Origin of the sequence: Vibrio bathopelagicus (assembly GCF_014879975.1) — a bacterium.
GTDB classification, from domain to species: Bacteria; Pseudomonadota; Gammaproteobacteria; order Enterobacterales; family Vibrionaceae; genus Vibrio; species Vibrio bathopelagicus.
Genome location: NZ_CP062500.1, coordinates 3,580,423 through 3,594,669, shown reverse-complemented (window position 1 = coordinate 3,594,669; position 14,247 = coordinate 3,580,423). Strand labels below are relative to the sequence as shown.

The 14,247-nt window shown below is 46.4% G+C and carries 15 protein-coding genes; 7 read left to right on the top strand and 8 right to left on the bottom strand.

Going from position 1 to position 14,247, the window contains the following annotated elements:
- Positions 1 to 21 precede the first annotated feature (21 nt).
- The 6 genes from IHV80_RS16150 to def form a co-directional block, all read right to left on the bottom strand.
- Entirely contained in the window at positions 22 to 561 is a 540-nt protein-coding gene (locus tag IHV80_RS16150) for a DUF3157 family protein (RefSeq protein WP_192889637.1), read from the bottom strand.
- Between the two features lie 26 nt (positions 562 to 587).
- Positions 588 to 2,033 carry a TrkH family potassium uptake protein gene (locus IHV80_RS16145; protein WP_192889636.1) on the bottom strand — a complete coding sequence of 482 codons (1,446 nt, stop codon included), beginning with the start codon at positions 2,031 to 2,033 and terminating at the stop codon, positions 588 to 590.
- 80 nt (positions 2,034 to 2,113) lie between these two features.
- Positions 2,114 to 3,490 carry a Trk system potassium transporter TrkA gene (gene trkA / locus IHV80_RS16140; RefSeq protein ID WP_004735766.1) on the bottom strand — a complete coding sequence of 459 codons (1,377 nt, stop codon included), beginning with the start codon at positions 3,488 to 3,490 and terminating at the stop codon, positions 2,114 to 2,116.
- Between the two features lie 110 nt (positions 3,491 to 3,600).
- Positions 3,601 to 4,881 carry a 16S rRNA (cytosine(967)-C(5))-methyltransferase RsmB gene (gene rsmB / locus IHV80_RS16135; protein ID WP_017099685.1) on the bottom strand — a complete coding sequence of 427 codons (1,281 nt, stop codon included), beginning with the start codon at positions 4,879 to 4,881 and terminating at the stop codon, positions 3,601 to 3,603.
- A gap of 119 nt (positions 4,882 to 5,000) precedes the next feature.
- Positions 5,001 to 5,966 (bottom strand): methionyl-tRNA formyltransferase, encoded by a 966-nt coding sequence (fmt, locus tag IHV80_RS16130; RefSeq protein ID WP_192889635.1) that lies wholly within the window; start codon positions 5,964 to 5,966, stop codon positions 5,001 to 5,003.
- 38 nt (positions 5,967 to 6,004) lie between these two features.
- Positions 6,005 to 6,517, bottom strand: coding sequence for a peptide deformylase (def, locus tag IHV80_RS16125; RefSeq protein WP_004735769.1), 513 nt, complete (start codon positions 6,515 to 6,517; stop codon positions 6,005 to 6,007).
- A 140-nt stretch (positions 6,518 to 6,657) separates the two neighbouring features.
- On the opposite strand from def, the gene IHV80_RS16120 reads away from it, so the two are divergent.
- From IHV80_RS16120 to IHV80_RS16105, 4 genes are read left to right on the top strand one after another with little or no spacing between them, the layout of a single operon-like run.
- Complete coding sequence (locus IHV80_RS16120; protein WP_192889634.1) at positions 6,658 to 7,749, top strand: LysM peptidoglycan-binding domain-containing protein; 1,092 nt, start codon at positions 6,658 to 6,660, stop codon at positions 7,747 to 7,749.
- Positions 7,746 to 8,858 carry a DNA-processing protein DprA gene (dprA, locus tag IHV80_RS16115; RefSeq protein ID WP_192889633.1) on the top strand — a complete coding sequence of 371 codons (1,113 nt, stop codon included), beginning with the start codon at positions 7,746 to 7,748 and terminating at the stop codon, positions 8,856 to 8,858. Before IHV80_RS16120 ends, dprA begins: the two co-directional genes overlap by 4 nt.
- A gap of 3 nt (positions 8,859 to 8,861) precedes the next feature.
- Positions 8,862 to 9,338 (top strand): DUF494 family protein, encoded by a 477-nt coding sequence (locus tag IHV80_RS16110; protein ID WP_009848094.1) that lies wholly within the window; start codon positions 8,862 to 8,864, stop codon positions 9,336 to 9,338.
- Between the two features lie 12 nt (positions 9,339 to 9,350).
- Positions 9,351 to 9,920: a DNA topoisomerase family protein gene (locus IHV80_RS16105; protein WP_004735775.1), complete on the top strand. Its 570-nt coding sequence runs from the start codon at positions 9,351 to 9,353 to the stop codon at positions 9,918 to 9,920.
- Positions 9,921 to 10,024: 104 nt separating this feature from the next.
- Here the strand turns inward: IHV80_RS16105 and IHV80_RS16100 are convergent, their stop codons facing one another.
- Both IHV80_RS16100 and purE read right to left on the bottom strand, forming a co-directional pair.
- Entirely contained in the window at positions 10,025 to 11,155 is a 1,131-nt protein-coding gene (locus IHV80_RS16100) for a 5-(carboxyamino)imidazole ribonucleotide synthase (RefSeq protein WP_192889632.1), read from the bottom strand.
- 5 nt (positions 11,156 to 11,160) lie between these two features.
- Positions 11,161 to 11,646, bottom strand: a complete 486-nt coding sequence (purE, locus tag IHV80_RS16095; RefSeq protein ID WP_192889631.1) for a 5-(carboxyamino)imidazole ribonucleotide mutase — start codon at positions 11,644 to 11,646, stop codon at positions 11,161 to 11,163.
- A gap of 195 nt (positions 11,647 to 11,841) precedes the next feature.
- Between purE and IHV80_RS16090 the strand changes: the two genes are divergently transcribed.
- From IHV80_RS16090 to aroE, 3 genes are all read left to right on the top strand, one after another.
- On the top strand, positions 11,842 to 12,399 hold the full coding sequence (locus IHV80_RS16090; RefSeq protein ID WP_192889630.1) for an L-threonylcarbamoyladenylate synthase: 558 nt from the start codon (positions 11,842 to 11,844) through the stop codon (positions 12,397 to 12,399).
- A 19-nt stretch (positions 12,400 to 12,418) separates the two neighbouring features.
- Positions 12,419 to 13,336, top strand: coding sequence for an oxygen-dependent coproporphyrinogen oxidase (hemF, locus tag IHV80_RS16085; protein ID WP_192889629.1), 918 nt, complete (start codon positions 12,419 to 12,421; stop codon positions 13,334 to 13,336).
- Positions 13,337 to 13,411: 75 nt separating this feature from the next.
- A complete protein-coding gene (aroE, locus tag IHV80_RS16080) occupies positions 13,412 to 14,242 on the top strand; it encodes a shikimate dehydrogenase (RefSeq protein ID WP_192889628.1) in 831 nt (276 codons plus the stop codon).
- Positions 14,243 to 14,247: the final 5 nt, after the last annotated feature.

Below are 14,247 nucleotides of genomic sequence, written 5' to 3'. Positions count from 1 at the left end.
CCGTCACAACACTAGGTCAAATTAGCGTGTTGAAACGTCAGTAATCTCGACATCGATTTTATACTCTGGGTATTTAGCCACATCAATCGCGAGGTATTTACCTTCGGCAGAGGTTTGTGGGCGAAGATAAGTGTCCGCCATACGTTTGATAGATTGCCATGTATTAATGCTTTCTTGATGAAGTAGCTCACCCGTTGGTGAGTAGACCGTAACTTCTAAGGTAACTAACACTACCGCTTGTGTACTTTGGTTAGTAATTGAAATTGGCAGAATCAGCTGTTCATTTTCGTAGAGTCCAGCCCCAATCAAAACATCCACACCTGATTTAGAAACCTGTAAGCTTGGCTTTGTATCTCCAATTATGATTGTAGTACCGCGCGTATTTTTGGCTATTGGGATACTTTTTAGTACAGGCTCTCCGTTCGACGAAGCCTTGTTATGATATTGCCATGTGAAATCGTCTTTCAGTAAGATCTCTTTACCATCAGGTAGAGTCACCATTTGGTCGGCGAATGCAGAGCTACTAAGCAGTGCACTTGCGATAAGTAGGTATGATTTCATCTGTGTTTCCTTAAAAATTCGCGTAATTAGCGTCGCCAAAAGGCTGGGAAAAATAGAACAATTAGCGTCAGTATCTCAAGTCGGCCCATCAACATACCTAAGCTTAATAACCATTTAGCAGCGTCTGGTAGTGGTGCAAAGTTACCCGTTGGGCCGATCACGCTACCCATGCCTGGGCCAACGTTGGCTACAGCTGTAATCGCACCCGAGATGCTTGTTATCGGGTCTAATCCCATCGCACTCAAGCAACCAGCGATGAAGATAATGGTAATAAAGAACATCAAACCAAATGCGACTAATGAGCGAACGATGTCGTCACTGACAGGGCGTTGGTTGTATCGTTGAACAAACACACCTGATGGATGAATTAGCTTCATCATTTGCTTGTGGAGCATGGTCATCGCGATCTGGAAGCGGAAGATTTTAATACCACCGGAAGTCGAACCTGAACAGGCTCCTGCCATCATTAGAAAGGCAAACAGTGTGGTTGGTAGTGCGCCCCATGCGGTGAAGTCTTCTAAGCCAAAACCGGTTGTGGTGACGACTGATACGATATTGAACATCGAGACACGCAGAGCATCCATCACACTATAACCATCTCTCATTACCAACCATGTGGAGATCACAGCACTGGTGACTAAGAATAGGTAAGTGAAGCCTCTGACTTGCGCGTCTTTATAGAGTAATGAGAGCTTTCGGCCGCGAAGTGCACTGACAAACAGTAAGAATGGCAGGCCACCAAGGAACATGAACGCAGTTCCGACCCAGTGGGCGCTGTTAGAGAAGTGATTCATTGAGCTGTCTGAGGTCGAGTAACCGCCAGTTGAGAGCGTTGTGAATGCGTGATTGATGGCATCAAAGACGCTCATTCCCGCAAATAGATAACTCACCAAGCACAAGCCTGTCAGTACTAAATAAACCGCCACAATGTTTTTTGCGACTGTTTTCGCTCGTGGGCTGCTTTTATCTGACCAATCGGAAGACTCAGTTTGGAACAGGCGCATACCACCGACGTTGAGCATTGGCAGTACTGCTACCGCCATTACGATAAAGCCGATGCCACCTAGCCACTGCAATATGGATCGCCATAGTAGAATGCTTGGTGCCATGCTGTCTAAGCCACTTAATACCGTTGAACCCGTCGTGGTGATGCCCGACATGGTTTCGAAGTAGGCGTCTGTAAAGCTGATGTGGTTAATGAACACAAACGGCAGTGCGGCAAAGGCGCTGGCAATTGTCCAAACCAAAGAGGTGATAAGGAACATATCCCGCACCCCTAATCGAAACTTAGCGGAGCGGCCTAAGCTCAAGCAGATAAACGCCACAATGTGCGTGATCACTACCGATTGACCAAACTCGAGAAAGCCACCGGTGCCAGTAAAGAAGGCAACCAATGTGGGGATGTACATGAAAAGGGCGAGTTTTGATAACACTAACCCAATCACTAATAATATCGGACGAAAGTTGACCATAGCTTAATAGACCACCGCTTTGTGCCGAAGCGTCGTTTTCACAAGAAGAAGGTTGTGAGAAGAAACTTACGAGAACAAGGCTATAAGAAGAAGGGGCTCGGTTGGAATAGAGACTCAACATCAGGTACGTATTTCTTGTCCACTAGGAACATCACTACGTGATCGTCCTGTTCGATTACGGTTCTATCGTGTGCGATAAGTACTTCTTCTCCGCGAACAATCGCACCAATGGTGGTACCCGGTGGCAGTTTTATGTCGCCAATTGCTCGGCCAACAACCTTAGAGGTGGTTTCGTCACCGTGAGCAATGGCTTCAATCGCCTCTGCAGCACCGCGACGTAGAGATGATACGTTAACAATATCAGCACGACGAACGTGAGTAAGTAGCGCAGAAATGGTCGCTTGCTGTGGAGATATCGCAATATCAATCACACCACCCTGAACAAGATCGACGTAAGCACCACGCTGAATCAGTACCATTACTTTCTTGGCACCCATTCGCTTAGCCAGCATCGCTGACATGATGTTGGTTTCATCTTCATTGGTTAGTGCAATAAACACATCCACCTGATCGATGTTCTCTTCGGTTAGTAGTTCTTGGTCGGCTGCATCACCACAGAATACGATGGTGTTTTCTAATTCTTCAGATAGCTTCTCGGCGCGAGTGTAGCTGCGCTCAATAAGCTTGATGCTATAACTCTGCTCTAGGCGTTTTGCCAAGCTTGCACCAATGTTACCACCACCGACAATCATGATGCGGCGGTACGGTTTCTCTAGGCGTTGCAGCTCACTCATTACTGAGCGGATGTGGTTACTTGCTGCGACGAAGAAAACTTCATCATCGGCTTCAATGATGGTAGTGCCTTGTGGGCGAATAGGGCGACCTTGACGGAAAATAGCAGCAACACGTGTATCGATGTGAGGCATGTGTTCACGCAAAGCAGATAGTGCGTTACCAACCAGTGGGCCACCGTAGTAGGCTTTTACTGCAACTAGGCTTACTTTCTGCTCTGCAAAGCTAACAACCTGCAATGCGCCTGGGTATTGGATCAAACGTTCGATGTAGCTAGTGACGAGTTCTTCTGGCGCAATTAAATGATCGACCGGAATCGCACCTGATTTGAAGAGTGCTTCTTTCTCTTCTAAATACTGTGGAGAGCGGATTCGGGCAATACGGTTCGGTGTGTTAAACAGAGAGAAGGCAACCTGACATGCGGCCATGTTGGTTTCATCCATGTTGGTTACGGCAACCAACATATCGGCATCTTGCGCGCCCGCTTCACGTAGTGTGTTCGGGTGGCTGGCATAACCGTTTACAACCCTAAGGTCATATTTGTCTTGAAGTTCACGCAGTCTGTCGGCATTACGGTCGACGATCGTGATGTCATTGTTTTCACCTACTAGGTTTTCAGCAAGGGTACCGCCAACTTGTCCAGCACCTAGAATAATGATCTTCATAGCCTTTCTCTTATTTTTTGCCGTTGTAATTCTAGTGATCTCATTTCGCTTTGATAAAGCACTAGAAAGAAACAGCGGCTAAGAAATAAATTCTTAGCCGCTGTTAGTTGTTATGCCTGTTTTACTAGAACTGCGTAGTAGAAGCCATCCATATCTTCTTCACCAGGCAGTATTTGACGACCCGGTTTCTCGATATCAGACCCAACCAGCGTTGCGTTCTCGGTACGCTCTAGGAATGCTTTCACTTGCAGCACGTTTTCTTGTGGTGTGATAGAGCATGTCGCATAAACCATGGTGCCACCTTCTTTTAGCTGGCGCCACATTGCATCCAAGATCTCGCTTTGTAGCTCTGCTAGTGCATCGATATCAGATGCACGGCGTAGCCACTTAATGTCAGGGTGACGGCGAATTACACCAGTCGCTGAACACGGAGCATCAAGTAGGATGCGGTCGAACTGACTGCCCGTCCACCACTCTTCAGGGTAGCGAGCATCACCACAGATTACGTCGGCACGTAGTTGTAGGCGTTCAAGGTTATCGTAAACACGGTCTAGGCGTTTAATATCACTGTCAATCGCAACCACTTCAGTGTCTTGAGTATGTTCAAGAATGTGCGCAGTTTTACCGCCAGGAGCAGCACAGCAATCAAGGATTAGCTCACCATCTTTTGGTGTTAGGTAATCAACAGAAAGTTGAGCTGCAGCGTCTTGTACTGATACCCAGCCTCGGTCGAAACCAGGAAGCAAAGTAACATCACAAGGTGACGCTAATTTTATGGCATCAGCCGCTTCAGGGTGCAGTGTGTATTCAATGTTTTCGTTTTTAAGCAGTTCAACATACTCGTCACGAGTGTGGTGTTGGCGGTTTACACGCAGCCACATTGGTGCCTTGCTGTTGTTTGCTTCAACCAATTGCTCCCATTGATCTGGGTAGCTTTCTTGAAGCATTTTTAGGATCCAGCTTGGATGACTGTATTTGCCCGCATTGTGGCTAACTGCTTTCTCATCTAGCTCTTCTTGATCGCGCAGATAGCTGCGAAGCACTGCATTGATCAAACCACTGAGGCTTGGGCCGCGCAGTGTTTTGGTTGCTTCAACAGTTTCAGCAACAGCAGCATGCGAAGGAATGCGCATAAAGCTCAACTGGTAAATGCCTACTAAGATCAGATGGTGGAAGACGCGCTTTTTACCTTTAAGCGAGTTTTCCATCAGTTCGTTAGCGATTGACTCTAAGCGAGGCAGGTAACGAAGTGCGCCGTAGCAAATCTCTTGCAGTAGAGCATGGTCTCGCGGACGGATCGTTTTTTGAGCCGCAGGGAGAGCGTGTGAAAGAGAGTGGCCTTTGTCGACAACTTGGAATAGGACATTTGCAGCAGCAGCGCGAACATTCATGAGGGGTACCGAATATTTATTTGAATACATGAGGGCATCTCTGCCCTCGTAAAGGTTTTCTAAACTGTGTTTTTATAAGCTACACATTTTGAAGTACATATTGAGTAGCTTTAAAGCGGTTAAGAGAGTTGAGTACCAACTTCAAACCAGCTTGCACGTGAGTTCAAGATGTCCTGAACTGACATGGCTTTTTTACCTGGAACTTGTAGCTGTTCCAATACTAGTACTTTGTCGCCAGTCGCAACATAAATACCAGTCTTATCTGCTTTGATGATTGAGCCAGCTGGCGCAGATGCTGATTCTTCATCAACACGTGTCTGCCAAACTTTAATGCTTTTTTCATCATTAGAGCTGCTATCAACAACTGCAAAGTGACTCATTGGCCATGGGTTGAAAGCGCGCACACAACGTTCTATGTGTTCTGCACTGTCATTCCAATCAATTTTCGCTTCTTCTTTGCTTAGCTTCTTCGCGTAGTTGGCAAGTTCGTCGTCTTGCTTCTCAGCAACGGCTTTATCAGAAGCGATGTCAGCTAAACACTCAACAAGAGCATTAGGACCAAGGCCAGCTAACTTCTCGTACATTGACGCGCTGGTGTCTGTTGCTTCGATTGGTAGCGTTGTGATGCTGAGCATATCACCAGTATCTAGGCCGATATCCATCTGCATGATCGTCACGCCAGTCTCTTTATCGCCCGCCCAGATAGAGCGTTGGATCGGAGCAGCACCACGCCAGCGCGGTAGGATAGAACCATGCACGTTAATACAACCCAAGCGAGGCGTATCTAATACCGCTTGTGGAAGAAGCAAGCCGTAAGCGACAACAACCATGATGTCAGCATTCAAATCTGCTAGCTCTTGCTTAGCTTCATCTGACTTGAAATTTTCTGGTTGGTAAACCGGAATATTGTTTTCAAGTGCGATGTTTTTTACTGGGCTCGCAGTCAGTTTTTTACCGCGGCCTGCTGGACGATCTGGCTGTGTGTAAACAGCAATAACTTCATGCTCCGAAGACAACAACGCCGCCAAATGACGGGCGGCGAAATCCGGAGTACCTGCGAAGACAATTCTCAAAGATTGACTCAAGGTAGACTTCCTTCTTAATTTAGTAATAGCAGCGGTTATTAACCTTGTTTCTCGTTGAAACGTTTAATCTTCGCTAGCTTATCTTGAATACGTTTGCGCTTTAGTGGCGATAGGTAATCAACAAACAACTTGCCTTCTAGATGGTCAAGTTCGTGCTGAACACAGATAGCCAGAAGGTCGTCAGCGTCGAATGTGAATTCGTTGCCTTCACGGTCTAATGCTTTAACCGTTACTTCTGCAGCGCGAGGTACTAGAGCTCGAGCGCCTGGTACAGATAGACAGCCTTCTTCGATACCATCTTCGCCACGTTTGTCAGTAATTTCAGGGTTGATCAGAACCATAGGCTCGTCACGTGTTTCTGAAATATCGATAACAACGATGCGCTGGTGGAAATCTACTTGCGTTGCCGCAAGGCCGATACCTTCTTCGTCGTACATGGTTTCAATCATGTCATCAACGAACTTTTGAATCTCTGGGGTAACTTCTTTTACCGGTTTCGCCACGGTACGTAGACGATCATCTGGTAATGTTAATACTTGTAATACAGACATATACACTCGAAATATTGAACTGTGCCGAAACAGCTTAAACCTTGTTGGCTCAATTCTAGACATTTTAGAGGTCAAATGACAGCATCCTGAAGGTAATTCTCTAATCAGATGTCATATATTCAGACCAAGGAACCTAGGTCATGCGTCATTTTTTCCCCGCTTTATCTCTTATTTGTGCCTCGATTTCGTTTGCCGCTACGGCTGAAAATAGTGCTCAACCTTTAACCATTAAACAGGGTGCACCCGAGGCGTATGTGGTGGTTAAGGGCGATACCTTGTGGGATATCTCCGCGATGTATCTCGATAGCCCGTGGTTGTGGCCAAGGTTGTGGCAGGTAAACCCTGAGATAGAAAACCCTCATCTTATTTACCCCGGAGATAAATTGTCTCTGGTTTGGATTAATGGCGAGCCTGTATTGAGCCTTAAACCCGTCATCAAGCTAAGCCCTAAGATTCGTGTATCAGAAAAGAAAGCAGTACCTACCGTGAATGAAGGGCTAGTTCTGCCGTATTTACAATCTGATCGCTTGGTAGAGCAGCAAGATATCGAGTCGGCGCAACGGGTATTAGGAACCAGTGATGGCAAACGCTTCTTATCGGGTGAAGACCGACTATTTATCTCGGGCAACCAACAACATCAAAAATGGGGTATTTACCGTTCTGTCGAAACTTACCAACGACAGCAACCTCAAGCGAGTATGACCTCTTTGCGTTTGGTCGCTACGGCACACCTCAAAGAGGTGGATGCTGAGTTCAGTAGCTTGCAGATAGAGACTCAACTGCAAGAGGTGTTACTTAACGATCTAGTGTTGCCGGAACTTGGCGTTGATCAGGTAAACCTATCAACCACATTTTATCCAGCGCCTAGTGCTGTAGGTCAGTTTGCTAATATCTTGGGTTCATTAGATGGGAGCCAATACAGCGTAAAGAATCAGGTCGTGGTTATTAACAAAGGCTCACAGGATAATCTTCGCCAAGGCTCTATGTTTACCCTCAGCGAAAGCGGCGCGGTGGTGTTTGGTAAGCAGGGTGAATATAGCTATAAAGAGTCAGCGGCGAGCGATAAGGTGCAGTTGCCAAGTACCTCATTCGGTAGTTTGATGGTCATTCGCCCTTATGAGCATTTTAGCCTCGCGTTGATCACTCAGAGCTCTAAGCCGGTTAGTAATGACATTCTTGCGGTATCACCTTTGGACCTTGCTTTGACGGAAGAGGTTAAGGACGCCGAGTGAATGAGCAGCAACTGAGCGCCTGGCTAACTCTAAGTTTTGTTCCGCAATTGGGTAGCAAGCGCCTTTCTCGTTTGCTGAGTATTGATCCTCCTTCTAATATTGTTGGCTACTCAAGTCAGCAGCTACAAGCACTTGGTTTGTCTGCCAAGCAAATTTCCTATCTAAGAGAGCAAGCCCCAAGAGAAGTGGAGGCTTGCTTAGCGTGGCAAGCAAGGCAGCCCAACCATCACATCATTACCCCTAACTGCCCACATTATCCCAAACTGCTGAACGAGACAGCTTCTGCGCCAAGTGCTCTTTTCGTTAAAGGTCATGTTGAAAAACTGATTGAGCCTCAAATCGCTATGGTTGGCAGTCGTAATGCCAGTCTCGAAGGACTACAGACAGCGAAGTCCTTCGCTAAAGAGTTTGTACAAAATGGCTTGATCGTCACGAGTGGTTTAGCGTTAGGCATTGATGGCTATGCTCATGATGGTGCTTTGGATAAAGGAGGGGAGACCTTCGCAGTGTTGGGCTCTGGCTTAGATTCCATTTACCCTGCGCGGCATAGAAACTTAGCCGATAGAATTTGTGAGAATGGTGCGCTAATTTCAGAGTTTCGACCAAGTGCTAAACCAAGACCTGAACATTTCCCCCGACGTAATCGTATTATTAGTGGCTTGTCGCTAGGAACCTTAGTGGTTGAAGCGGCTGAGAAGAGTGGCTCTTTGATTACGGCTCGCTATGCCATGGAGCAAGGCCGAGAGGTGTTTGCACTTCCTGGCTCAATTCATAGTCCAACCAGTCGCGGAGGTAACAGCTTAATTAAATCTGGTGCATGTTTGGTGCAAAATGCTCAAGATGTTCTGATTGAAATAAAGAGTCTGTTAGACTGGTCTATAGATCAGCAGCCCAGTTTGTTCGAGCCTACGCCGAATAAGGGTGAAAATGAGCAATTGCCATTTCCACAGCTGTTAGCTAACGTAGGATTAGAGGCGACACCCGTTGATATTTTGGCACAGAGAACCCATATACCTGTGCATGAGGTCATGATGCAGCTTTTAGAGCTTGAGCTCTCAGGGCATGTTGTTGCAGTTTCCGGTGGCTATATTCGAAAGGGGAGAGGCTAAGCTATGATGATGGACATACTGATGTACTTGTTTGAAACCTACATCCATAGCGATTCTGAATTGCAGGTGGATCAAGATGAGCTGGAAGATGAGCTTCTTCGAGCAGGGTTTCACCAAGATGATATTTATAAGGCCCTCCATTGGTTAGAAGATCTTGCGGCATTGCAAGATACCGAGAACCAAGCGGCGATTAGTGTGTGTTCCAATACCTCGATGCGTATTTATACCAGTCGAGAGATTTCACGTATTAATATGGAGTGTCGAGGTTTCTTACTGTTTCTTGAGCAGATCAACGTACTCACGACAGAGATTCGTGAAATGGTGATTGATCGTGTGATGGGGCTTGAGACCAACGAATTTGAATTAGATGATCTGAAATGGATTATCTTAATGGTGCTATTTAATGTGCCGGGTAATGAAAGTGCTTACACGCAAATGGAAGAGCTGTTGTACACCAAAGAGCAAGGTATCTTGCATTAACACAGGCTTGTCATGAGTAGTAAGATTGATAATCAGCTTTTTTCAGCACATGAACATGCATTAGAGCATGAACCATGTCCACAGTGTGGTGGAGAGCTTCAGCTTCGCCATGGTAAGCACGGTCCATTTTTAGGCTGTAAGCAGTATCCGAGTTGTGATTACATCAAGCCGTTGCATCAAAACGATGGACACGTGGTGAAAGAGCTGGGTGTGCCTTGTCCTAAATGCCAAAACGAATTGGTATTAAGGCAAGGCCGCTTTGGGATGTTCATTGGTTGTAGCAGCTACCCAACGTGTAATCACATCGAGTCTTTGGACCAACCAAAAGAACAACCTGAAGAGCAACCACTTGTTGCTTGCCCTGAGTGTGGCAGAGGCCATTTGGTTGAGCGTAAATCTCGCTATGGCAAAACCTTTTATGCGTGCGATAACTACCCTAAGTGTAAGTTCGCCGTTAACCAGCCACCTGTTATAGGCCGTTGTGAAGAGTGCCAGTTCCCTTTATTACTTGAGAAGAAAACAGCCAGTGGCACCAAGAAGCAATGTGCTGATCGCAAGTGTCATCACATTCAATCTCAGTAGTCATACTAATCACAGTAAGTGAATGATCAGAAATAAAAAACGGCGCTCAATGAGCGCCGTTTCTATATCCAATAAACGTTCTATATTCATCAAGCAATATAGACTTACTTCATCTGCTCAGCAAACTCATGCACAGCAGGGTAGGCTTGTTTGTCGAGAATCTCTGCCAATGAGCATAACGTTCTTTGCAGTTCTGCGTTGTAGTCAGCGCTCACGTTGATGTGACCCATCTTACGACCCGCACGTTTCTCTTTACCATACCAATGAACATGACAGCCGCCTTGAGCAAGAATTGCGTCAGGTAGGGTATCTTCACCAAGGATGTTGATCATTGCGGTTGGACGAATCAGTTTAGTGCTGCCTAGTGGCATGCCACATACGGCACGTAGATGATTCTCAAACTGACAAGTCTCAGCGCCTTGTTGCGTCCAGTGGCCTGAGTTATGAACACGTGGTGCAATCTCATTAACCAGTAGTGAACCTTGAACATCAAAGAACTCAAGTGCTAGCACACCAACGTAATCTAAGCGATCAGCAATGGCAGTGAACATGGTTTTCGCTTGCTCTTGCAGTTCAATGTCATCAATCGCTGTCGATAAGCTCAACACGCCGTCGGTGTGAACATTTTCAGCCAGTGGGTACACTTGGATTTCGCCATTAGCGCCACGAGCACCAACAAGTGATACTTCACGGTCAAACGGAACGAACTCTTCAGCCACTATCGCTTGGTTGTCTGTTGCGGCAATGCACTCAGCCATTTCTGCCCAAGTCGTGTCAACATTGTCTAATGTCTTTAACCGCCATTGACCTTTGCCATCGTAGCCGCCAAGTGTGCTCTTCAATACCATTGGTAAGCCTACGTGAGCAATTGCAGCGTCAAAGTCTTCGCGAGAGTTAATCACGTAGTACTTAGCATTTTTCACGTTTGCTTTGTCTAACAGGGCTTTTTCAAGACGACGGTCACCGCCAGCTTTGATTGCTTCTGTTGTCGGTAAGAACTTACCGCTGCGCTCACACACCTCAAGTACATCGTGAGGGATGTGTTCGAACTCTGCAGTAATGACGTCCGCACGCTCAATCGCATTTTCTAAGCCGTTGCCTAGAATCGCTTGCGTTAATGGGTGAACAATATTTTTGCTGCCAACATCAAAAGCAGAAATTTCAATATTCAGCGGTGCCCCAGCTAGGGACATCATGCGAGCAAGTTGGCCCGCGCCTAACACAAGAACATGCATGGGAATTAGTCCTCAGCAGGGTTTGGATTAGCAAGAACCGTTTCTGTTTGCTCAGAGCGGAACGCTTCTACTCTCGCCATCACTTCTTCATTGTGTGTACCAATGATTTGAGCGGCTAGGATACCAGCGTTAGCAGCACCCGCTTCACCGATAGCCAGAGTACCTACCGCGATACCTTTTGGCATCTGTACGATAGAAAGTAGCGAGTCCATGCCTTTCAGTGCTTTAGACTGAACCGGAACACCAAGAACTGGGACGCTTGTGAAAGCAGCCGCCATGCCCGGAAGGTGAGCTGCACCGCCAGCACCAGCAATAATTACTTTAATACCGCGCTCTTTCGCACTGGTTGCGTAGTCTGCTAGCAACTGAGGTGTGCGGTGAGCAGAAACCACTTTTGTTTCGTACGCCACGCCAAACTGATCCAACATTTCTGCAGCTAGCTTCATTGTTGGCCAATCAGATTTAGAACCCATGATAATACCGACAGTCATCTCAAACTCCTTCAGGTACGATTTAATTAGTGATTAGATATTTTGCGCGCATTATACGGGTAAAATTGCTTGAGGAAAACGTTTGCGTCAGTCTAAGTTGTTAATTGATACATTTTATAAACAAATAGCTTTAGTCACAGTGAATGATAATTTGTACACTTAGCGAATTCGACAACAGAATTAATGAGGCACCCCGTGGATAACTTTCAACATACATTGCAGGCATTACAGCAAGGTGAAGTCATTGCTTACCCGACCGAAGGCGTTTTTGGGGTCGGTTGTGATCCCGATAATCCACAAGCCATCAAGAAACTGCTCGACTTAAAACAACGACCGATGGAAAAAGGGTTGATCCTAATAGCCGCAAGTTACGATCAGTTGTTGCCTTATATTGACGAAAGCCAACTGACTGAAGCGCAGTTAGCGACAGTGAAAGCAACATGGCCGGGCCCGGTTACTTGGATCATGCCAACCAGCGCCAAAGTAACAGACTGGGTCAGCGGCCAGTTCGATTCCATCGCGGTACGAGTGACGGATCACCCTTTGGTTCAAAGAATGTGTAGTGAATTTGGTAAGCCGTTAACCTCTACCAGTGCTAACCTAACGGGTGAGCCGCCTTGTATGACGACTGAAGAAGTCCAACAACAGTTGGGCCAACACTTAGTCGCGATTTTAGAAGGTCAAACGGGTGGACGTGAGAAGCCAAGTGAAATTAGAGATGCAAAAACGTCAAAAATATTAAGACAGGGTTAAACCCTGCAAAGGAATAAAGATGTCAGCAATTGATAAAGAAGCAGTAAAACAGTTTTTACTGAGACTACAAGATTCGATTTGCCAGCAGCTTGAGCAAGCTGATGGCACTGCACTGTTTGAAGAAGATGCATGGCAGCGTGAACCTGGCGAGCGTCTTGGTGGCGGTGGTCGAACTCGTGTTATGACCAACGGCGCGGTATTTGAGCAAGGTGGGGTTAACTTCTCTCACGTAGCGGGTAAGGCAATGCCTGCCTCAGCCACTGCTCATCGCCCTGAATTAGCCGGGCGTAAGTTTGAGGCGATGGGTGTCTCATTAGTTATCCATCCTAAAAACCCTTATATCCCAACCTCACACGCGAACGTTCGATTCTTCATTGCGGAAAAAGAAGGGGAAGACCCTATTTGGTGGTTCGGTGGTGGTTTTGATTTAACGCCATTCTATCCTTTCGATGAAGATTGCCAGTCTTGGCATCAAACAGCTAAAGATCTGTGTGCGCCATTTGGTGATAACGTGTATCAAGAACACAAAGAGTGGTGCGATAAGTATTTCTATCTGCCTCATCGCGATGAAACGCGTGGTGTTGGTGGCCTGTTCTTTGATGATCTTAACGAGTGGGGCTTTGAAAAGAGCTTTGCTTACATGCAGGCTGTTGGTGAAGGTTATGCCGCGGCGTACCTACCTATTGTAGAACGACGCAAAGAGACGTCTTACGGTGAGCGCGAGCGTGACTTCCAACTTTATCGTCGTGGTCGCTATGTTGAATTTAACTTAGTGTATGACCGTGGCACCCTATTTGGCCTGCAAAGTGGCGGGCGCACAGAGTCTATCTTGATGTCTATGCCGCCATTGGCTCGCTGGGAATACCGTTACGAACCACAAGCGGGCTCACCAGAAGCTCTGCTTTATAGCGACTACCTAAAACCTCGAGTTTGGTAGTTCTTCCTTCCTTATAGGGATAGTGATAGGGTCATCTATATAGATGACCCTTTTTTATTTCTGTTAGGTAAGGATATGACACAGCAAGTAGATCGTTATGCCGTTTTCGGTAACCCTATTGGGCAAAGCAAATCGCCATTCATTCATACATTATTTGCTCGCCAAACCAGCCAACAACTTACCTATACAGCACTCCAGCCAGAACAAGGCGAATTCATCACTGCTGCCAAAGCTTTTTTTAGCGAAGGTGGTCGAGGATGTAACGTCACAGCACCTTTTAAAGAAGATGCGTATCAGTTTGCCAATCGCCTGACTGAGAGAGCTGAACTAGCAGGTGCTGTAAACACACTTAAGAAGCTCGATGATGGAGAGATCATTGGTGATAACACCGATGGTGAGGGTTTAGTTCAAGACCTTCTTCAACATCAAGTTATGCTAGAAGGGGCTCGCGTTCTTCTGCTTGGCGCTGGTGGTGCTGCTCGAGGTGTTATTCAACCTCTTCTCGACCAAAAGCCACAACAGTTGGTGATAGCTAACCGAACCAGTTCAAAGGCTGAACTTTTGGCTGAGATGTTTTCTTCATATGGAAACATCAAAGGAATGGGACTGAGTGATGTTAATGAGGGCTTTGATGTCATTATTAACTCGACCTCATCTGGTCTAAGCGGACAACTTCCGGAAGTTTCTGATGTTATTTTCAATTCGAATAGTTCCGTTTATGACATGGTTTACGGATCTGGAACGACGGTATTTAATCAGTGGGCGTTAGATAAAGGTGTTCACGCTGCTTATGATGGTTTGGGTATGTTGGTAGGGCAGGCTGCTGAGAGCTTCATGCTATGGCGGGGCCTTCGTCCTGGAACAAAACAGATTTTAAGAGAATTGCGTAAAAATCTAGAGATGTAACAAGG